Annotated in this window: 18 protein-coding genes; 5 read left to right on the top strand and 13 right to left on the bottom strand. The window is 67.6% G+C overall.

The window, feature by feature from the left end:
* Window positions 1–70: 70 nt before the first annotated feature.
* Together pyrG and HGB51_RS14305 are read right to left on the bottom strand one after the other, a co-directional pair.
* Window positions 71–1,720, bottom strand: a complete 1,650-nt coding sequence (pyrG, locus tag HGB51_RS14310; protein WP_070207264.1) for a CTP synthase — start codon at window positions 1,718–1,720, stop codon at window positions 71–73.
* A 347-nt stretch (window positions 1,721–2,067) separates the two neighbouring features.
* The gene (locus tag HGB51_RS14305; protein ID WP_070207262.1) at window positions 2,068–2,310 is read right to left on the bottom strand and encodes a hypothetical protein; all 243 of its coding nucleotides are present in this window, start codon (window positions 2,308–2,310) and stop codon (window positions 2,068–2,070) included.
* A gap of 139 nt (window positions 2,311–2,449) precedes the next feature.
* Here HGB51_RS14305 and parE point away from each other — a divergent pair, with 139 nt between their 5' ends.
* The gene (gene parE / locus HGB51_RS14300; RefSeq protein WP_070207261.1) at window positions 2,450–4,339 is read left to right on the top strand and encodes a DNA topoisomerase IV subunit B; all 1,890 of its coding nucleotides are present in this window, start codon (window positions 2,450–2,452) and stop codon (window positions 4,337–4,339) included.
* A 382-nt stretch (window positions 4,340–4,721) separates the two neighbouring features.
* On the opposite strand, the gene HGB51_RS14295 is transcribed toward parE, so the two are convergent.
* Both HGB51_RS14295 and HGB51_RS14290 read right to left on the bottom strand, forming a co-directional pair.
* Window positions 4,722–5,843, bottom strand: coding sequence for an inorganic phosphate transporter (locus HGB51_RS14295; protein ID WP_070207260.1), 1,122 nt, complete (start codon window positions 5,841–5,843; stop codon window positions 4,722–4,724).
* A 13-nt stretch (window positions 5,844–5,856) separates the two neighbouring features.
* A complete protein-coding gene (locus HGB51_RS14290; protein WP_070207259.1) occupies window positions 5,857–6,483 on the bottom strand; it encodes a DUF47 domain-containing protein in 627 nt (208 codons plus the stop codon).
* A 338-nt stretch (window positions 6,484–6,821) separates the two neighbouring features.
* On the opposite strand from HGB51_RS14290, the gene HGB51_RS14285 reads away from it, so the two are divergent.
* Both HGB51_RS14285 and HGB51_RS14280 read left to right on the top strand, forming a co-directional pair.
* The gene (locus HGB51_RS14285; protein WP_246233643.1) at window positions 6,822–8,078 is read left to right on the top strand and encodes a hemolysin family protein; all 1,257 of its coding nucleotides are present in this window, start codon (window positions 6,822–6,824) and stop codon (window positions 8,076–8,078) included.
* The gene (locus tag HGB51_RS14280; RefSeq protein WP_070207257.1) at window positions 8,062–8,721 is read left to right on the top strand and encodes an exopolysaccharide biosynthesis protein; all 660 of its coding nucleotides are present in this window, start codon (window positions 8,062–8,064) and stop codon (window positions 8,719–8,721) included. The genes HGB51_RS14285 and HGB51_RS14280 overlap by 17 nt, the downstream gene beginning before the upstream one ends.
* A gap of 43 nt (window positions 8,722–8,764) precedes the next feature.
* Here HGB51_RS14280 and HGB51_RS14275 read toward each other — a convergent pair whose 3' ends face one another.
* The 4 genes from HGB51_RS14275 to HGB51_RS14260 form a co-directional block, all read right to left on the bottom strand.
* Window positions 8,765–9,265, bottom strand: coding sequence for a pyridoxamine 5'-phosphate oxidase family protein (locus HGB51_RS14275; RefSeq protein WP_070207256.1), 501 nt, complete (start codon window positions 9,263–9,265; stop codon window positions 8,765–8,767).
* Between the two features lie 86 nt (window positions 9,266–9,351).
* Entirely contained in the window at window positions 9,352–10,341 is a 990-nt protein-coding gene (locus HGB51_RS14270; protein WP_070207292.1) for an LLM class flavin-dependent oxidoreductase, read from the bottom strand.
* Between the two features lie 90 nt (window positions 10,342–10,431).
* Window positions 10,432–11,178, bottom strand: a complete 747-nt coding sequence (locus HGB51_RS14265) for a sulfurtransferase (protein WP_070207255.1) — start codon at window positions 11,176–11,178, stop codon at window positions 10,432–10,434.
* Between the two features lie 35 nt (window positions 11,179–11,213).
* Window positions 11,214–11,579, bottom strand: a complete 366-nt coding sequence (locus tag HGB51_RS14260) for a DUF6164 family protein (protein WP_070207254.1) — start codon at window positions 11,577–11,579, stop codon at window positions 11,214–11,216.
* A 63-nt stretch (window positions 11,580–11,642) separates the two neighbouring features.
* On the opposite strand from HGB51_RS14260, the gene HGB51_RS14255 reads away from it, so the two are divergent.
* Window positions 11,643–12,083 carry an FKBP-type peptidyl-prolyl cis-trans isomerase gene (locus tag HGB51_RS14255; RefSeq protein ID WP_070207253.1) on the top strand — a complete coding sequence of 147 codons (441 nt, stop codon included), beginning with the start codon at window positions 11,643–11,645 and terminating at the stop codon, window positions 12,081–12,083.
* A 5-nt stretch (window positions 12,084–12,088) separates the two neighbouring features.
* Window positions 12,089–13,330 (top strand): TIGR03862 family flavoprotein, encoded by a 1,242-nt coding sequence (locus tag HGB51_RS14250; RefSeq protein WP_070207252.1) that lies wholly within the window; start codon window positions 12,089–12,091, stop codon window positions 13,328–13,330.
* 45 nt (window positions 13,331–13,375) lie between these two features.
* Here HGB51_RS14250 and HGB51_RS14245 read toward each other — a convergent pair whose 3' ends face one another.
* The 5 genes from HGB51_RS14245 to HGB51_RS14225 form a co-directional block, all read right to left on the bottom strand.
* On the bottom strand, window positions 13,376–14,998 hold the full coding sequence (locus HGB51_RS14245; protein WP_070207251.1) for an FMN-binding glutamate synthase family protein: 1,623 nt from the start codon (window positions 14,996–14,998) through the stop codon (window positions 13,376–13,378).
* Window positions 14,999–15,045: 47 nt separating this feature from the next.
* Window positions 15,046–16,353, bottom strand: a complete 1,308-nt coding sequence (locus tag HGB51_RS14240) for a nucleotide sugar dehydrogenase (RefSeq protein ID WP_070207250.1) — start codon at window positions 16,351–16,353, stop codon at window positions 15,046–15,048.
* Window positions 16,354–16,581: 228 nt separating this feature from the next.
* The gene (locus HGB51_RS14235; protein ID WP_070207249.1) at window positions 16,582–17,037 is read right to left on the bottom strand and encodes a BLUF domain-containing protein; all 456 of its coding nucleotides are present in this window, start codon (window positions 17,035–17,037) and stop codon (window positions 16,582–16,584) included.
* Window positions 17,038–17,110: 73 nt separating this feature from the next.
* Complete coding sequence (locus HGB51_RS14230; protein ID WP_070207248.1) at window positions 17,111–18,115, bottom strand: TraB/GumN family protein; 1,005 nt, start codon at window positions 18,113–18,115, stop codon at window positions 17,111–17,113.
* A 2-nt stretch (window positions 18,116–18,117) separates the two neighbouring features.
* On the bottom strand, window positions 18,118–18,810 hold the full coding sequence (locus HGB51_RS14225) for a glutathione S-transferase family protein (protein WP_070207247.1): 693 nt from the start codon (window positions 18,808–18,810) through the stop codon (window positions 18,118–18,120).
* Between the last annotated feature and the right edge of the window lie 68 nt (window positions 18,811–18,878).

Genomic DNA, 18,878 nt, shown 5'->3' with positions numbered 1-18,878 from the left:
GGCGGGCCAATTTCCAGTCGGTAAGGGAAACGCGCCGCCCTTCCGGCGGCGCGTGAAACATGCGTCGTGATTATGCAGCAGTTCGCTGCGCTTTTCGCTGGCGTGCCGCGCTGATGAAGCCGATGAACAGCGGGTGGCCGTCGCGCGGGGTGGACAGGAATTCCGGGTGTGCCTGGCAGGCCAGGAACCACGGGTGCTGGTCGCGCGGCAGCTCGACCACTTCGACCAGGGTGTCGTCCATCGACTTGCCGGCGATCACCAGGCCGGCGTCTTCCAGCTGGGTGCGGTAGCGGTTGTTGAACTCGTAGCGGTGGCGGTGGCGTTCGGAGACCACGTCCTTGCCGTACAGCTCGCGGGCCAGCGTGCCCGGCTTGAGCCGCTGTTCCTGCAGGCCCAGGCGCATGGTGCCACCGAGGTCGCTCTTGTCGTCGCGCTTCTCGACATCGCCGGTGGCGGTGCGCCATTCGGTGATCAGGCCGATCACCGGGTTCGGCGACTGGCGGTCGTTCTCGGTGCTGTTGGCACCTTCCAGGCCCACAACATTCCGGGCGAAGTCGACTACGGCGGCCTGCATGCCGTAGCAGATGCCGAAGTACGGCATCTTCTCTTCACGGGCGAACTGCGAGGTCAGCACCTTGCCTTCGAAGCCGCGGTCGCCGAAGCCGCCCGGCACCAGGATGCCGTCGACGTCCTGCAGCGCGGCCATGTCGGTACCTTCCAGGTCCTGCGCTTCCAGCCACTTCAGGTTGACCTTGGTGCGCTGGCGCAGGCCACCGTGCTTGAGCGCCTCGCCGACCGACTTGTAGGCGTCCTGGTGGTCGACGTACTTGCCGACCACGGCGATGGTGACTTCGTCCAGCGGGTGCAGGGTGGCGTCGACCGCTGCTTCCCACTCGTGCAGGTCGGCCGGGCCGGCCTTGTCGCCGAGCTTGAGCTGGTTGATGACGATTTCATCCAGGCCCTGCTCGTGCAGGCCCATCGGGATGCGGTACAGCACGTCGACGTCGGGCACGCTGATCACGGCCCGTTCGGAGACGTTCGTGAACTGGGCGATCTTGCGGCGCTCGGACTCCGGCACCGGCTGTTCGGAACGGCACAGCAGCACGTCCGGCTGGATGCCGATCGAGCGCAGTTCCTTGACCGAGTGCTGGGTCGGCTTGGTCTTGAGCTCGCCGGCGGCGGCGATGTACGGGACCAGGGTGAGGTGCATGAACAGCGCCTTTTCCGGGCCGCGCTCGGTACGTACCTGGCGGATCGCTTCGAGGAACGGCAGCGATTCGATGTCGCCGACGGTGCCGCCGATCTCGACCAGGGCCACGTCGAAGCCTTCGGTGGCTTCGTCCATGCAGCGGCGGATCTCGTCGGTGATGTGCGGGATGACCTGCACGGTGGCGCCCAGGTAGTCGCCGCGGCGTTCCTTGCGGATCACGTTCTCGTAGATGCGGCCGGTGGTGACCGAGTTCTTGCGGCTGAGGCGGGTGCGCACGAAGCGCTCGTAGTGACCCAGGTCGAGGTCGGTTTCGGCGCCGTCGTCGGTCACGTAGACCTCGCCGTGCTGGAACGGGCTCATGGTGCCGGGGTCGACGTTGATGTAGGGGTCGAGCTTCATCATCGTGACCTTCAGGCCACGGGCTTCGAGGATGGACGCCAGCGAGGCGGCGGCGATGCCTTTGCCAAGCGAGGAAACCACGCCGCCGGTTACGAAGATCAAGGGAGTCATGGCTGGAGGTGTCCTGTCAGGAAGGGGGAAACGACGCCGGCGCGCGAGGCGGCGGACGACGTGAAGGGGGAATCGGGGGGAATCTCGGTGGGAATCCGGGCGGCGGCGGAGAGGTCACGCGCCGGGGCATCCTGCGAGGTCGGGAGGGCCGTGCCGGTCGCCGAGGGGACCGTCACCTGTTGCCTGCCCTGCGGGCGGTCGCGCACGACCGGACCCGTCCATTCGCTGATGGATGACACGTACTGCTCCCGGAAAGCGATAGTTTACAGAGTGAAGCGCCCAAGCCCAAGGGGCAGGAACGAAGACGCCCCGGCAAGCCGGGGCGTCTGGGGGGCCAGGAAGCGGGTTCAGCGCTTCTTTTTGGCCTCTTCTTCCTCTTCCTGCTGCGGCGCCTGCTGGCCCTTGGCCTTCATCTCGGCGCTGGCAGCGGCGCGGCGCTTGGCCTTGGCGTCGGCCTCGGACTGGGCCTTGGCCTCGGCCTGGTCGCCCTGCTGCGCGGTGGACTGGCCCTGTCCGGCGTTCTGGGCCATGGCCAGCGGCACGGCCACGACGGCGGCGGCAATGGCTGCGATGGTCAGGAACTTCTTCATGGGGAGGTCTCCTCGCTGTGTCTGGGGTGGTACGCGGCCATTCTATCGCGGGCTGTTCGGCCGCCCCCTGAACGTGTGGCGTGCAAAAATGCCGCCCAGACCGCAAACTCCGCCGTCGCTTTGCGCTTTCTGAAGACCGATGAACACCCGTTATAACGCCGCCGATATTGAAGTCCTGTCTGGCCTGGACCCGGTCAAGCGCCGTCCTGGCATGTACACCGACACCGCTCGCCCGAACCACCTGGCGCAGGAAGTGATCGACAACGCCGTGGACGAGGCCCTGGCCGGGCATGCCCGGACGGTCGAGGTCACCCTGTACAAGGACGGCAGCTGCGAGGTCAGCGATGACGGCCGCGGCATGCCGGTGGACATCCACCCGGAAGAGAAGATCCCGGGCGTGGAGCTGATCCTGACCCGGCTGCATGCGGGCGGCAAATTCAGCAACAAGAACTACACGTTCTCCGGCGGCCTGCACGGCGTGGGCGTGAGCGTGGTCAATGCGCTGTCGACGCTGGTGGAAGTACACATCAAGCGCGAGGGCAGCGAGCACCGCATCACGTTCCGCAACGGCGACCGCGCCACGCCGCTGGAAGTGGTGGGCAGCGTCGGCAAGAAGAACACGGGTACGCGGGTGCGCTTCTGGGCGGACCCGAAGTACTTCGATACGCCCAAGTACAACCTGCGGGCGCTGCGCCACCTGCTGCGCGCCAAGGCGGTGCTGTGCCCGGGCCTGACGGTGAAGCTGCGCGACGAGGCCACCGACGAGCAGGACACCTGGTACTTCGAGGACGGCCTGAGCGATTACCTGAAGGCGGAGCTGGGCGAGCGCGAGATGCTGCCGGCGGACCTGTTCGTGGGTTCGCTGAAGAAGGACACCGAGGTGGTGGACTGGGCGGTGGCGTGGCTGCCGGAAGGCGAGCTGGTGCAGGAAAGCTACGTGAACCTGATTCCGACCGCGCAGCACGGTACGCATGCGAACGGCCTGCGCACGGGCCTGACCGAGGCGCTGCGCGAGTTCTGCGACTTCCGCAACCTGTTGCCGCGCGGGGTGAAGCTGGCCCCGGAAGATGTCTGGGACCGGGTCTCGTTCGTGCTGTCGCTGAAGATGACCGACCCGCAGTTCAGCGGGCAGACCAAGGAGCGGCTGTCGTCGCGCCAGGCGGCGGGGTTCGTGGAGGGCGCGGCGCATGACGCTTTCAGCCTGCTGCTGAACCAGAACGTGGCGCTGGGCGAGCAGATCGCGCAGCTGGCGATCGAGCGCGCCAGTGCGCGCCTGAAGACCGAGAAGCTGGTGGTCCGCAAGAAGGTCACGCAGGGCCCTGCCCTGCCCGGCAAGCTGGCGGACTGCATCAGCCAGGACCTGTCGCGCACGGAGCTGTTTCTGGTGGAAGGCGATTCGGCAGGCGGCAGTGCAAAGCAGGCGCGCGACAAGGACTTCCAGGCGATCATGCCGCTGCGCGGCAAGATCCTGAACACGTGGGAGGTGTCGTCGGGCAGCGTGCTGGCGTCGGAGGAAGTGCACAACCTGGCGATCGCGATCGGCTGCGATCCGGGCAAGGAGGACATCACCGGGCTGCGTTACGGCAAGGTGGTGATCCTGGCGGACGCGGACTCGGACGGTCTGCACATCGCGACGCTGCTGACGGCGCTGTTCCTGAAGCACTTCCCGGCGCTGGTGGATGCGGGCCACGTGTTCGTGGCGATGCCGCCGCTGTTCCGCGTGGACGTGGGCAAGCAGGTGTTCTACGCGCTGGACGAGGAAGAAAAGCGTTCGCTGCTGGACAAGATCGAGCGGGAAAAGATCAAGGGCCAGGTCAGCGTGACGCGCTTCAAGGGCCTGGGCGAAATGAACCCGCAGCAGCTGCGCGAGTCGACGATCCACCCGGATACGCGCCGTCTGGTGCAGCTGACCATCGACGACGGCGAGCAGACGAGCGCGCTGATGGACATGCTGCTGGCCAAGAAGCGCGCCGGTGATCGCAAGCAGTGGCTGGAGAACAAGGGCGACTTGGCATCGCTGGAAGTCTGAGGACTACGGAAAACCCGCTTCGGCGGTTTTTTTGTTGGGTGCATCTCTGATTGCATGCGGTCGGTTGGCGCCGGGCAGCGCCCGGCTTCGTGCATTTGGGCGAACAGCCGTTGGCTGCGGGGTTCCCTGGTTGGGGCCGGCGGGGGTGGGTTGGTGGGGGAATGAGCCGCATGGATGCGGCGACTTAGCCCCCATGGATGGGTTTACGGCGTCCCCCACCAACCCACCCCCGACGGCCCAAGCCAGGAAAACCCCGCAGACCTGGGCTGTTCGCCTGAATCCAACAGCAGCCGGGCAGAGCCCGGCTCTACGAGCGTCGGCCAATGCCGGGCAACAAAAAACCCGGCCGGAGCCGGGTTTTTCGTGGTTCAGACCAGACCGATCAGGCCCAGCCGAACAGCTCGAACAGCTTGAGGATCAGGTAGGCGCAGCCGCCGGCGGCCGGGATGGTGAGGATCCAGGCCCAGACGATGCGTTCGATCACGCCGAACCGCAGCGAACGCGGGTTCTTGGCGTAACCCACGCCCATGATCGCGGTGGAGATGCTGTGCGTGGTCGAGACCGGCATGCCGAAGTGCGCGGCCAGGGTCAGGATCGTCGCCGAGCTGGTCTCCGCCGCGAAACCGTGGATCGGGTGCAGCTTGACCATCTTGTGGCCCAGCGTCTTGATGATCTTCCAGCCGCCCGACGCCGTACCCGCCGCCATCACCACCGCACAGGTCAGCACGATCCACATCGCAATGCCCTCGCCCGCGTGCGCGTCCGGATGCATGAACGCCAGCCACGACGGCAGGTCGTTCAGCGCACCGGTCGCTTCCGCGCCGATCAGCGTCATCGCGATGATGCCCATCGTCTTCTGCGCATCGTTGTGGCCGTGCGCGAAGCCCATGTACGCCGCCGACACGATCTGCGCCTTGCCGAAGAACGCATTGACGATGCGCGGCCGCGCCATCCGGCCCAGCCAGCCGCCCGCCTTCGCCATGCCCGCGATGATCGCCCACAGCAGCAGCATCACCACGATGCCGAGCAGGAAGCCCGCGATCGGCGAGGTGATCATCGGCAGGAACACCTTCCACAGCAGGCCTTTGTTCTGCGCCCACGTGCCGATCCGCTCGGACCAGATCAACGCGTCCCAGTTGTTGTTGGCCGCCGCCAGACCGGCACCGCACAGACCGCCGATCAGCGCGTGCGACGACGACGACGGCAGGCCCTTCCACCACGTGATCAGGTTCCAGATGATTCCGCCCAGCAACGCGCACAGGATCACCTGCGGAGTCACGTCGATGATGTTGGTGTTGAGCAGGCCCGACGCGATGGTCAGCGCCACCGCCGTACCGGTGAGCGCGCCGATCAGGTTCATGAAGGCGGCGAGCATCACCGCCCAGCCGGGCGAGAGCACCTTGGTCGCCACTACCGTGGCGATGGAGTTGGCGGTGTCGTGGAAGCCGTTGATGAACTCGAAAACGAGCGCGGCCAGGATCACCACCAGAACGAGGGTCAGCATGCTGTGGCGTCCGTCAGCTGTTCTTCAGCACGATCTGGTACGCCACCACGCCCGCCTCGCGGCAGCGATCGATGGCCTTTTCCAGGATCTCGAAGAACTCCTTGAGCAGGAACATCTGCAGGTTGTCCAGGCGACCGGAATAGATGTCGCGGTACAGCTCCAGCATCAGCCGGTCCGCTTCGTTCTCCAGCGCGCGCAGCTTCTCGTTGAGCGCCGTCATCCGGTCCAGGTTCATGTGGCGCAGGTCGCTGACCATCTCCACCACCACGCTGGCCGCCTGCTCCAGCATCGCCGCGCGCGGCGCGAAGTCGATGTGCTCCAGGTGCTTGGTCGCCAGCGAGTAGCGGTCGGCGAACTTCTCCACCTGCTTCGGAATCTTGTAAAGCGCCGAACCCAGCGCTTCGATGTCCTCGCGCTCGATCGGGGTCATAAAGCTGTCCACCAGCGCCTGGCTGATCTTGTCCGACGCCGCGCGCTCGCGCAGGCGCGCCAGCTTGAACGCGTCCAGCGCCGGCTGGCGGTCCGCTTCGCGCAGCATCGAATGCAGCGCCTTGGCGCTGTCGTGGGCGGCCTGGGCAGCCTCGTCCAGCAGGGTGTAGAACTGTTTGCCGGAGCCGAAAATGGTCTGCAGAGAGAACATTGAGAAACCTATTCGCCGTCGAGGAAGGACGGCACCGGGCGGAATTATGACCGTTTGATGTCCAAACTGGGTACTCCCGTCATCTTCACACCGTCTCCGGGCTCCCTGAACGACCCTGTTTGCGTCCCTCCCCCCGGCTTTTGTTAAGATGCTCCGGCACCTTCGGGTGCACCCTATGGACGACGACCCTTACCCCCCGCCGCGCCCGCCAGGCCTGACCTGGCCCGGTAGCCGCCGCCGCTTGAACACGCCCTCCCTGCCACCAACCGGGGACGACGCCCGTGTTTGAACTGATCCTGCTTGTTTTCGCCCTGATCCTGCTCAACGGGTTCTTCGCCATGTCCGAAATGTCGGTCATGACCTCGCGCAAGAGCCGCCTGAAGCAGATGGCCGGCTCCTCCAAGCGTGCCGCCAAGGCGCTGGAGCTGTCCGAAAAGCCCGAAAGCTTCCTCTCCACCGTCCAGATCGGCATCACCGTGATCGGCGTGCTGACCGGCCTGCTCGGCGGTGACGCGATCGGCGAGGCCATTGCCGGGTGGATCAAGGGCCTGATGCCCGGCTTCGGCCATGCCGAACTGGTCGGCAAGGGCCTGGCGGTCACCCTGATCACCTTCGTTACCCTGATCTTCGGCGAACTGGTGCCCAAGCGGCTTGCCCTGACCCGTTCGGAGGACATCGCCGGCCTGGTCGCCCTGCCGATGAGCTGGCTGGCCAAGCTGGCCTTCCCGTTCGTCTGGCTGCTGTCCAAAACCACCCGCCTGGTGCTGCGCCTGATCGGACTGGGCAACGACGAAGCGGCCACGGTGACCGAAGAAGAGATCCGCATGCTGGTGGCCGAAAGCCACGAGGCCGGCGTGATCGACGCGCACGAGCGCGACATGATGAACCGGGTGATGCGCCTGGGCGACCGCACCGCCGACAGCCTGATGACCCCGCGCAACCGGATCGCCTGGCTGGACACCCAGGCCGAGGCCGAGAAGAACCTGACGGCGATGCGCGAGCATGAGTTCTCGCGCTATCCGGTGTACCGCGGCAGCGACCAGGACATCGTCGGCGTGCTCGAAGTGAAGAGCCTGGTCACCCGCCTGGCGCGCCACGAAGAATCGCTGTTCCAGCAGCTGCGCGAGCCGCTGTATGTATCCGAGTCCACCCATGCAATGAAGCTGCTGGAGATCTTCCGCGAGGAACAGCAGTCGATGGCGCTGGTGGTGGACGAGTACGGCGAGATCCAGGGCCTGGTCACCATCAGCGACCTGATGGGAGCCGTGGTCGGCCGCATGCAGTCGGTGGAAAACGTAGACGAGGACGCCCTGGTGGTGACCCGCGAAGACGGTTCGCTGCTGGTGGACGGCTCGCTGTCGATCGAAGACCTGCGCGAACTGATGGGCAATGCCGAACTGCCCGATGCCGAGGACGGCGACTACTACACGCTGGCCGGCATGTGCATCCACTACTTCGGCCGCATCCCGCATGCGGGCGAGTACTTCGACTGGGCCGGCTGGCGCATCGAGATCGTCGACCTGGACGGCGCGCGCGTGGACAAGCTGCTGATGCGCGCACTGGCCGAAGAGGAGAGCGATGAACTCACCGGCTGATCCGCCGTCGGGGCCGGACCAGAGCCGGCCCGAATACCAGAACGAGGGCATCCGCACGCTGCTGGCGATGTTCGACCATGGCGATCCGGACGAGCGCCTGCGCCTGGGCCAGATCCTGCAGGGCCTGCAGCAGAGCGCGTTCGGGGTGTTCCTGTTCGTGGCGATCCTGCCCTCGTTCATCCCGATTCCGGGCATCGGTGGCGCGGTCAGTGGACCGCTGGTGATCCTGATCGGCGCGCAGATGCTGTGCGGGATGCGACGGCCCTGGTTGCCGGGCTTCATTGCCAACCGCGGGCCGCGGCGCGGCACCATGCACAAGTTCCTGGCCCGGATCGACGGGCCGCTGCGGCGCCTGGACCGCATGCTGAAACCGCGTCGCAGTACCTTGCTGGTGCCGTTGCCGGCGCATGCATTCACCGGCCTGCTGCTGATCCTGACCGGCGTGCTGCTGTCGCTGCCGATCCCGTTTACGAATTACCTGTTCGGCTTCCAGCTGCTGCTGTTTTCGCTGGCATTGCTGGAGCGCGACGGCACGTTGATGTTGATCAACTGGATCGGTGCGATTGCGGCGGTGCTGTTCTTCAGTTTCAGCTCCGGGCAGCTCGTGCAGTACCTGACGGAGTTGTTCCAGAAGTGGTTCTGACACGGTAGCGCCGGCCGTTGGCCGGCGCCCCCGGTAAAGACGTTTAACGCAGATCGACCACGCCGTTGTCCGACAACGCGCCCGGCTCGTCGGTCACTGCCGACAACACGAAACTCAGCGCCTTGCCCAGCAGCGTGCCCGGGCCGTCCCAGTATTCGGCCGACTCGGCGCTGACGTGGATCAGGCGCAGGTTCGGGTCGTCCTTGCCGCCCGGGAAGAACAGCTTCATCGGCGGCGACCACAGCTCCTCGATCTTGGCGCGGTCATCGACCACGCGCGCGATGCCGGCCACCGATACATAGGTGTTCTTCGACTGCGAGGCGTAGGCCACGTTGACGCGCGGATTGAGCGCGATCTCGGCGACCTTGGGGCTGTCGGCGGCGGTGGCGAACCACAGGTCGCCATCGAACTCGACTTCCTGGGTGCCCAGCGGACGGCTGTAAAGACGGCCATCGACGCCGGTGGTGGTGAACATGGCGATGTCCACGCCGCGGATCAGTTCGGCCAGCTGCTTGATGTGCTCCTGGCGATCCTGGTGTGCCATGGGATGTCTCCTGCAATAAGGAGCTTCATCTCAACGGATCGCCGGGAATGGCGACGTGAACCCACTGGTCACGTCGCCTTCGCGGCTCAACGCGTGGCCGACTGCCACGCCTGCATTGCCAGACCAAACGAACGCTTGCGCGCACCATGATCGTAGATGTTGGCGGTGAGCAGCAGTTCGTCCGGCTTGTGCCGCGCGGCGAACGCGGCCATGCCTTCGCTGACCTGGCGCAGGTCGCCCACAACGGCACAGGCCAGCGCGTTCTGCACGCCCAGCTTCTCGTGCGGCTGCCAGAACGCCTCGATGTCGTCGATCGGCGGCGGGATCAGGCCGGGCTTGCCGCGCCGCAGGTTGACGAAGCTCTGCTGCTGGGTGGTGAACAGGCGCCTGGCTTCCGCCTCGGATTCGGCGGCGACCACGTTCAGGCCCAGCACCGCGTACGGCGCGGTCAGGTACTGGGAAGGACGGAACTCGCGGCGGTACACCGCCAGCGCCTCATCCATCGCGTCCGGCGCGAAGTGCGAAGCGAAGGCGAACGGCAGGCCCATCGCCGCGGCCAGCCGCGCGCTGAACAGGCTCGAGCCCAGCAGCCACACCGGCACCGGAATGCCGGCGCCCGGCACCGCGCGCACGGCCTGCCCCGGCTGGGCCGGTTCGAAGTAGTGCAGCAGTTCGCGCACGTCCTGCGGGAACTGGTCGGCGCTGTCGAAATACCGGCGCAGCGCGCGTGCGGTCGGCTGGTCGGTGCCCGGCGCGCGGCCCAGGCCGAGATCGATCCGGTCCGGGTACAGCGAGGCCAGCGTGCCGAACTGCTCGGCCACCTGCAGCGGGGAGTGGTTGGGCAGCATGATGCCGCCGGCGCCGACCCGGATCCGCTGGGTGCCGCCGGCCACGTGCCCGATCAGCACCGCCGTGGCAGCGCTGGCGATGCCGGGCATGTTGTGGTGTTCCGCCAGCCAGTAGCGGTGGTAGCCCCAGCCTTCGGCGTGCTGGGCCAGGTCCAGCATGTTGGCGAAGGCGGCGGTGGTGTCGCTGCCTTCGCAGACCGGGGCCAGATCGAGAATCGACAATTGCATGGACGCGTTCCATTCCAGGTTATGCACCTGAGATGGGGCGCCCAGCGGCCGATTCCATGGGCGTTGGCGGGATGCTGATTCCCGCGCGGGTCATTCCGCGGCGTGATCGACCATGGGGTTCAGGGCCGGGTCCAGCGCCACGCGTTCGTCGAAGACGAAGCAGCGGCCGTCATAGCCTTCGCCGCCAACCGCCTCGAAGTAGCCGAGGATGCCGCCTTCGAGCTGCAGCACGTTGTCCATGCCGTCGTTACGCATCCACAGCGCGGCCTTTTCACAGCGGATGCCGCCAGTGCAGAAACTGACCACGGTGCTGTCGCGCAGCGCGTCGCGATGCGGGGCCAGGGCCTCGGGCAGGTCGGTGAACTTGGTGATCGGCAGCACCAGCGCGTCCTGGAAGGTGCCGAACTCGATCTCCTGGGTGTTGCGGGTGTCGAGCATCACCACCGGCTTGCCGGCATCGTCGTGGCCCTGGCGCAGCCAGCGCTGCACCGTGGCCGGGTCCACCGAGGGCGCGCGCGGGTAGGCCAGCGGCTGGCCGTCGTCGATGCGGAAGCTGATGATCTCGGGCTTGACCTTGGCCTTGAGCCGGGCGAACGGCTGCATCTGGCTGAAACTGGTCTTCACCCGCATGCCTTCAAAGCGCGGGTCGGCGTGCAATGCAGCGTAGAAGCCGTCGATGCCCGCTTCGCTGCCGGCCAGGAACAGGTTGATGCCCTCGCCCGCCACCAGCACCGTGCCGCGCAGGTCGGCGGCTTCGGCGCGCTCCAGCAGCGTGGCGCACAGCGCGTCCGGGTCGGCAATGGGGGTGAAGTGGTAGGCGGCGGTATTGGCGATCATCCGCTCATTTTAACCGGCCCCGCCCAATCCGGCGTTCACCCGCGCAGCAGCACGAACGGCAGCAGCACCAGGGCGGCGGCCACCAGCATGCCGGCCAGCACAGCCACCACGAACAGCGGGCGGCGCCGCAGCAGCGTGCCGAAGGTTTCGGCGCTGCCGTCGTCCAGCGCGGCCTGGCGCTCGGCCCGGACCCGCACGCTGCGCGCCTGCTGGTACTCGGCCATGAGTGCCTTGGCCCGCGGCTGGTCGGCGTCGTCACGGACCCAGATGCCGCCGAACGAGATCCCCCAGGGGCTGGGCTCGGTCCGGTAATGGGCGATGCCCGCCTGGTCCAGCAGGGCGGTCACGTCCTGGATTTCATCGTCTGCGACGTTGCGCAGGTTGAGCAGCAGTTTCGACATCCGCCCATGATAGCGCCCGGCGATGCGCTACCCTTGCGTCCCCCTTTACCACCGGTGCCGCCCATGCGTCGTCTGCCGAAGTTCCTGCTGGTTCCCGCGCTGCTCTCGCTACTGGCCGCCTGTACCCCGCCCGGGCCGCCGCCGGGTGGCAGCATCGCCGCGTTCGAGAAGATCGACACCCAGCCCGGCATCGGCGCCGAGGCCACCCCGGGCAGCACCATCGTGGTCCATTACACCGGCTGGGTGTACGACGAGAAGGCGGCCGACAAGCACGGCGAGAAGTTCGACAGCTCGGTCGATCGCGGCGAGCCGTTCAGCTTCGGGCTGGGCAAGGGCCAGGTCATCCGCGGCTGGGACGAAGGGTTTGCCGGCATGAAGGTCGGCGGCAAGCGCACCCTGATGATTCCCGCCGAGTACGGCTACGGCGCGTCCGGCGCCGGCCCGATCCCGCCGAACGCCTCGCTGGTGTTCGACGTGGAGCTGCTCGACGTCAAGCCGCGCTGACCGGCATGGACGAAGCAGTACCCGCGATGCGACGCGTGGCCATCATCGGTGGCGGCCCGGCCGGGCTGATGGCGGCCGAAACCGTGCGCGCCGCCGGCCATGCCGTGGACGTGTACGAGGCCAAGGGCTCGCCCGGGCGCAAGTTCCTGATCGCCGGCAAGGGCGGCCTGAACCTGACCCATTCCGATCCGCTGGACGTGTTCGTGGCGCGTTACCGCGAGCGCGCCGCGGAGGTTGGCGCGTGGCTCGCCGATTTCGACGGCCCCGCGCTGCGTGCGTGGGCGCAGGGCTTCGGCATCGACACCTACGTCGGCAGCTCCGGCCGGGTGTTTCCGATGGACCGCAAGGCGGCGCCGCTGCTGCGCGGCTGGGTGCGGCGCCTGAAGGAGTCCGGGGTGCGTTTCCATGTGCAGCACCGCTGGACCGGCTGGGACGAGGACGGCGCGCTGCAGTTCGAAACGCCCGAGGGCGTGGTGCGCGTGCAGGCCGATGCCGTGGTGCTGGCGATGGGCGGCGGCAGCTGGCCCGAGCTCGGTTCGGATGCGGCGTGGGTGGCACCGGTGGCCGCGCGCGGCGTGGAGATCGCGCCGATCAAGCCGGCCAACTGCGGGTTCGACATCGCCTGGACGCCCTACTTCCGCGAACGCCAGGCCGGTGCGCCGCTCAAGCCGGTGGTGGCCCACTGGACCGCGCTGGACGGCCAGCCGCGTTCGCAGCAGGGCGAATGCGTGATCAGCGCCGACGGCATCGAAGGCAGCCTGGTATACGCGATGGCGGCCGACCTGCGCGACACGCTGGCGCGCGATGGCGAGGTGGTCGTGCAGCTCGACCTGCTGCCCGGACAGAACGAAGCGCAGGTGCTGGAGAAGCTGCGCAAGCCGCGCCAGGGCCGCAGTTTCGGAGAGCACCTGCGTCGCCAGCTTGGCCTGGGCGGGGTGAAGTCGGCACTGCTGTTCGAGGTGCTGGGCAGGCAGGCGGGCGATCTGCCGGCCGAGGCCGTGGCCACTGCGCTGAAGCGCCTGCCGCTGTCGCTGCTGCGACCGCGCCCGATCGCCGAGGTGATCAGCACCGCCGGCGGGGTTCGGCTGGAGGCCCTGGATGCGCAGTTGATGCTGCGCGCGATGCCCGGCACGTTCTGTGCCGGCGAGATGCTGGACTGGGAAGCGCCGACCGGCGGGTACCTGCTGACCGCGTGCTTCGCGAGCGGGTTGCGGGCGGGGCGTGGGGTCGTGGAGTTCCTGGCGTAGAGCCGGGCTCTGCCCGGCTTCCGGCATGCCGGGCAGAGCCCGGCTCTACCGCGATTTGCTGTTACGCAATGCCCGGATGCGCGCCGGCGGCTCGAACGAGTCGCTGCGGGCGTCGGACCAGAAGTCGTGGAAGACGGCGTGGTCGGGGACGCGGCGCAGCAGTTCACCGGGGCTGAGGTAGCGGTACAGCGAGGCCAGCGAGCGGATCTCGACCGGGGAGACGCGGCGCACGATGTGCTCCGGGCCCAGCTCGGCCGGGTGCTGCAGGCCGGCCGCGCAGAGCAGGTCGCGCAGCGCGCGCAGGGTGTTCTCGTGGTAGTTGTGCACGCGGGTGGCCTTGTCGGCCGCGTCCAGGTGCCGCCAGCGGTTCGGATTCTGGGTGGCGATACCGGTCGGGCAGCGGTCGCTGTGGCAGCTCAGCGACTGGATGCAGCCCAGCGCGAACATGAAACCGCGCCCGGCATTGCACCAGTCCGCGCCCAGCGCGATGGTGCGGGCGATCTCGAACGCACTGCTTACCTTGCCGGCCGCGCCGACCCGGATGCGGTCGCGCAGGTCCAGCCCGACCAGCGTGTTGTGCACCAGCAGCAGCGCCTCGTGCATCGGCACGCCGACATGGTCGATGAACTCCGCCGGCGCCGCGCCGGTTCCGCCTTCGGCACCGTCGACCACGATGAAGTCCGGCAGCAGCCCGGTTTCCTGCATCGCCTTGGCAATGCCGAACCACTCCCACGGATGTCCAATTGCAAGCTTGAATCCCACCGGTTTGCCGCCGGAGAGTTCGCGCAGCCGCGCAACGAACTGCAGCAGTTCCACCGGCGTGTTGAACGCCGAATGCTTCGACGGCGACACGCAGTCCACGCCCATCGGCACGCCGCGCGTGGCCGAGATCTCGGCGCTGACCTTGGCCGCCGGCAGCACGCCGCCATGGCCGGGCTTGGCGCCCTGCGACAGCTTGATTTCGATCATGCGTACCTGGTCGGTGTTGGCGTTGGCCACGAACCGCTCTTCGCTGAAACCGCCGTGTTCGTCGCGGCAGCCGAAGTAGCCCGAGCCGATTTCCCACACCAGGTCGCCGCCCATTTCGCGGTGGTACGGCGAGATCGAACCTTCGCCGGTGTCGTGGTAGAACCCACCGCGCCGCGCGCCTTCATTGAGCGCGCGGATCGCATTGGCCGACAGCGAGCCGAAGCTCATCGCCGAGATGTTGAACACACTGGCCGAGTACGGCTTGGCGCAGTTCGGCCCGATCAGCACGCGGAAATCATGGTCGGCCACTTCGGTGGGCGCCAGCGAGTGGTTGATCCACTCGTAGTCCACCGCATAGGTGCTGCGCAGCGTGCCGAACGGCACGACGTCCATTTCGTTCTTGGAGCGCTGGTAGATCAGCGCGCGCTGCTGGCGCGAGAACGGCACGTCTTCCAGGTCGCTCTGCACGAAGTACTGGCGGATCTCCGGCCCGATCGATTCCAGCCCATAGCGGAAGTGGGCCAGCACCGGGTAGTTGCGGCGCAGCGTGCTGCGCTTCTGGACCAGGTCCCAGGTACCGATCGCGACCATGGCCGCGGTGATCCCCACGCCCCAGTACCAGGCCGGCCAGATCGTGGCCAGCCAGACGCAGAGCGGGAACAACAGGATGGCGAGCACGTAGACCAGATACCGGTGCATGGCGTTCCTCAATCAACACATGCGGCGGAGTCTACAACCGTTCCGGTCTATAGCCGGTCGTCGACCACGTCGCGCGGCCAGACCGACTTCACGTCGTACACCACCCCGTCCGGGCGCAGCAGCGCCTGGATCGCGGCGCGGTCCATGGTCCGGAACCGGTCATGCGCCACCGCCAGCACCACCGCGTCGTAGCCCTGCGGGTCCGGCGTGTCCACCCACTGCAGGCCACTGCCCTGCAACGTGGCCGGCCCCACCCACGGGTCCTGCACCTGTACCCGGGCGCCGGCGTCCTGCAGCGACTGGGCCAGCTCCAGCGCACGGCTGTTGCGCAGGTCCGGGCAGTTCTCCTTGAAGGTCACGCCCAGCACCAGCACGCGCGCCTGCGGCACCGCGTGGCCCCGCGCCTGCAGCAGCGCCAGCACGCGCTGCGCCACGTGCGCGCCAACCCGGTTGTTGACCTGGCGCGCGGTGTGGATGAGGTCGGGGTGGTAGCCCACGCTCTCGGACTTGTGCAGCAGGTAGTACGGGTCCACGCCGATACAGTGCCCACCGACCAGGCCCGGCCGGAACGGCAGGAAGTTCCACTTGCTGCCGGCGGCATCGAGCACGTCCTGGGTGTCGATGCCGAGCCGGTCGAAGATCAGCGCCAGTTCGTTGACCAGCGCGATGTTGACGTCGCGCTGGATGTTCTCGATCACCTTGGCCGCCTCGGCCACGCGGATCGACGGCGCCGGCCAGGTGCCGGCATGGATGATGCGCGCATACAGCGCGTCGACCACCGCAGCCACTTCGGCGGTGGAGCCGGAGGTGATCTTGCGGATGTCGGCAAGGCGTCGCTGGCGGTCGCCCGGGTTGATCCGCTCCGGGCTGTAGCCGCAGTGGAAGTCCTGGTTGAAGCGCAGGCCGGAGCCAGCTTCCAGCAGCGGCACGCACACTTCTTCGGTGGTGCCCGGATACACGGTGGATTCGTAGATCACCAGGTCGCCCGGCTTGAGCACGCTGGCAATCAGGGTGCTGGCGGCGCGCAGCGGGCCGAGATCCGGCTGCTCGTGCGCATCGATCGGGGTGGGCACGGTGACGATGTAGACGTTGCAGTCGGCCAGGTCGGCCGGGTCGGCGCTGTAGCGCGCCTGCACCGCCGCAGCCAGCTCTTGCGGTTCCAGTTCCAGGGTGTGGTCGCGGCCCTGCTGCAGCTCGGTGACCCGTGCCGTATCGATGTCATAGCCCAGGGTCGGGTGCACCGCGCCGAAGGCCACGGTCAGCGGCAACCCCACATAGCCCAGCCCGATGACGCAGATGCGCGCCTGCGCAGCGGCGCTGGCCGCGTGCGGGAACGGCAGGTTGGATTCGATCATTCGTGGCCAGGAGGCAGGATGCAGGTGCGACAAGCCTAACGTGTCGCGGGCAGGCCTACAAAGAACAAAGCCGCCGCCCGCGGAGAGTACGGACGACGGCCAACAAAGTGGTCCAGCTGCGGTTACTACCCTTTCAGACAACCCCGGGGGCCTCCCCCGGACCGGTCACAGCTGGTAGACACATCGTAGGCGCTGCACTGTGATCTTTCTGTTACGGCGCGCACGCAATCACGAACCGAGGGTCACTGCGGCCGGCTCCAGCTCGCCGGAGACACCGGTCCAAAGCTCCAGCAGGCGCGCGAAACCCACCCGCCGCTGGCCCTCCACCGGTGGGGCCGCGCTGAATCCCGGCCACTCGGCGTCGACGATCGCGCTCATCACGTCCGGGTCGATCCGGGACGACGCCATGGTCCAGCGCGGGAAATGGCGGGTGGCCACTTCGCCACGCGCCAGCGCGCGGACGCGCAGGTGGCTTCGGGCATTCAGGACGCGCTGTTCGACCGAGGCGACGCCATCGTCCGGTCCTTCCAGGTACTGCAGGAAACGCTGGCCGTCGAACATCAGGACACCCGTGACACCGGTGACCTTGTTGAAGCTGGACGCGGCGGCGAGTATGCGGTCGATGTCCGACCCGTCGATTCCTTCGACCGCTTCGCTGACGTAGGCGAACGCGTGCAATGCCATATGCACCCCCCGGTGTAGTCGAGACGACTATGCCATGAAGCCTGCGCGGTGGAAAAGACGCGCGGGCCGATCTTCAGGGCGACTGCACGGCGTAACCGGCCTGGCGCAGCCGGTCGAGGTACCCGCCCGGCTCGACCAGCGAATGCACCGGTACCGTGGCGAAGGTCACCGGGTGCCTCGCCAGTGCATCGCGTGCAGCGGCCAGCCACTTCGCGGACGCGCGTGCGTCCAGCTGGGTCATGCCACGGCGTTGTCCCAGCTCGCTGCTGGCGATGGCGCCCACGCAGGCGTCGTACTGGCTCTTCAGTGCCAGCTGCTGCAGCGCCTCGGTGTCGCCTACGGCCCATGCATTGGCGCGTTCAACCAGCAGCGGCAGCTGGTGTTCGACCACGTCCAGCGTGCGCTGCAGGCAGGTCACGTCCTGCAGCGTACTGGCGCGCACTTCCTTCAACGCCTTGCGGGGATCGTCGACCTTGATCTCGACCTTGGTTAAGACCGGCGTCAACCCGCGTCGCTTGTAGGCCTTCGACAGCTGTTTTCCCACGCCCGAACGCGGGGTCAGCCCGACCTCGTCCAGCGCGGCGGCGTACAGCCGTGTCGCCGCCACCAGCGGCCGGTCTTTCTCAACGCCATCGCCGCGACCGAGGTAGCGCTGCTTGAGGGGCTGCCAGCGCGCGTACAGATCGGCGGGAAGGATCTCCTGCAGGCGCCGCCCTTCGGGATCGTGCGCGGCTTTCATGGCCGACGGCAGCAGGGTCAGCCGGCCGAAGAAACCCACGTCGGCATCCAGCGACCAGCCCGGCGAACCCAGTATCGCGTCCGCACTGGCGATCACCGCTTCGACCTCGTCGGCGCGCCAGTCCAGCCTGGCCGGCAGCGGCGACACCGTGCCCAGGATCCACAGGGTGTGGCCCTGCGCGTTGCGTACCTGCCACATGCCGGGCCCGGGCTGCACCCCGGACACCACGACCGGGGCCAGGTCGATCACCTCCGGCGGCGGCGACTGCGCCCTGCCCTCGGCCAGGCCGGCGCAGGCCAGCCACGCCAGCAGGACGCCCGCTGCGATTGCCCGGGCCATGCTCAGCCTCCGTCCGGCGCCTGCCGGTACGGTTCTTCAAAGGGCCGGAAGTCGTGTTCGGCCAGCGCCGCGGCCACCCAGGCCTTTACACCCGGCAACGACTGCACCTGCTGCATGTAGGACGCCACGCGCGGCGATACCGGCACCGCGTAGGTGTGCAGGCGCATCACCACTGGTGCGAAGAAGGCGTCGGCGATGCTGAAACGATCGAACAGCAGCGGGCCGTCATGCCGCGCCAGCAGGCGTTCCCACAGCGCCTGCAGGCGCTGCAGGTCGGCGACCACGTCCGGCTGGTTGCGCAGCACGCGCGCACCGATCTCGGGCAGCCGCGCTTCGATGTTCATCGGGAAATGCGAGCGCAGCGCGCCGAATCCGCTGTGCATGGCGGCGGTGGCGCTGCGCGCGAGGGCACGTTCGCCGCGATCCCGTGGCCACAGCGAATGTTCGGGGAAGCCTTCGGCCAGGTACTCGGCAATCGCCAGCGAGTCCCACACCACCCGCTCGCCATCGACCAGCACCGGCACCGTGCCCGAGGGCGACAACGCCTCGGCACTGCGCTTGAACTGCGAGTCCGGGTCGAAGCTGTCGAAGCGCAGCACCACCTCGTTGAACGGGATGCCGGCCTGGGTCATCAGCACCCACGGCCGCATCGACCACGAGGAGTAGTTCTTGTTGCCGATATGGAGCTCGAGCATGGCCAGCGGATCCGGGCAGGAGGGTTGCGCCATGCTAGCGCAGCGCCGGGCCTGCTTTCCGCTACACT

The sequence above is a fragment of the Stenotrophomonas bentonitica genome (assembly GCF_013185915.1).
GTDB classification, from domain to species: domain Bacteria; phylum Pseudomonadota; class Gammaproteobacteria; order Xanthomonadales; family Xanthomonadaceae; genus Stenotrophomonas; species Stenotrophomonas bentonitica.
The sequence above is the reverse complement of the archived record's forward strand: the minus strand, read 5'-3'. Positions and strand labels throughout refer to the sequence as shown.

Coding starts and splice junctions, on each gene's coding strand:
- HGB51_RS14270 (WP_070207292.1), bottom strand. CDS start 10,341: ATGCAATTGTCGATTCTCGATCTGGCCCCGGTCTGCGAAGGCAGCGAC.
- HGB51_RS14265 (WP_070207255.1), bottom strand. CDS start 11,178: ATGATCGCCAATACCGCCGCCTACCACTTCACCCCCATTGCCGACCCG.
- HGB51_RS14235 (WP_070207249.1), bottom strand. CDS start 17,037: ATGGCATTGCACGCGTTCGCCTACGTCAGCGAAGCGGTCGAAGGAATC.
- HGB51_RS14260 (WP_070207254.1), bottom strand. CDS start 11,579: ATGTCGAAACTGCTGCTCAACCTGCGCAACGTCGCAGACGATGAAATC.
- HGB51_RS14225 (WP_070207247.1), bottom strand. CDS start 18,810: ATGCTCGAGCTCCATATCGGCAACAAGAACTACTCCTCGTGGTCGATG.
- pyrG (WP_070207264.1), bottom strand. CDS start 1,720: ATGACTCCCTTGATCTTCGTAACCGGCGGCGTGGTTTCCTCGCTTGGC.
- HGB51_RS14305 (WP_070207262.1), bottom strand. CDS start 2,310: ATGAAGAAGTTCCTGACCATCGCAGCCATTGCCGCCGCCGTCGTGGCC.
- HGB51_RS14240 (WP_070207250.1), bottom strand. CDS start 16,353: ATGATCGAATCCAACCTGCCGTTCCCGCACGCGGCCAGCGCCGCTGCG.
- parE (WP_070207261.1), top strand. CDS start 2,450: ATGAACACCCGTTATAACGCCGCCGATATTGAAGTCCTGTCTGGCCTG.
- HGB51_RS14255 (WP_070207253.1), top strand. CDS start 11,643: ATGCGTCGTCTGCCGAAGTTCCTGCTGGTTCCCGCGCTGCTCTCGCTA.
- HGB51_RS14275 (WP_070207256.1), bottom strand. CDS start 9,265: ATGGCACACCAGGATCGCCAGGAGCACATCAAGCAGCTGGCCGAACTG.
- HGB51_RS14250 (WP_070207252.1), top strand. CDS start 12,089: ATGGACGAAGCAGTACCCGCGATGCGACGCGTGGCCATCATCGGTGGC.
- HGB51_RS14280 (WP_070207257.1), top strand. CDS start 8,062: ATGAACTCACCGGCTGATCCGCCGTCGGGGCCGGACCAGAGCCGGCCC.
- HGB51_RS14290 (WP_070207259.1), bottom strand. CDS start 6,483: ATGTTCTCTCTGCAGACCATTTTCGGCTCCGGCAAACAGTTCTACACC.
- HGB51_RS14285 (WP_246233643.1), top strand. CDS start 6,822: ATGTCCGAAATGTCGGTCATGACCTCGCGCAAGAGCCGCCTGAAGCAG.
- HGB51_RS14245 (WP_070207251.1), bottom strand. CDS start 14,998: ATGCACCGGTATCTGGTCTACGTGCTCGCCATCCTGTTGTTCCCGCTC.
- HGB51_RS14230 (WP_070207248.1), bottom strand. CDS start 18,115: ATGGCCCGGGCAATCGCAGCGGGCGTCCTGCTGGCGTGGCTGGCCTGC.
- HGB51_RS14295 (WP_070207260.1), bottom strand. CDS start 5,843: ATGCTGACCCTCGTTCTGGTGGTGATCCTGGCCGCGCTCGTTTTCGAG.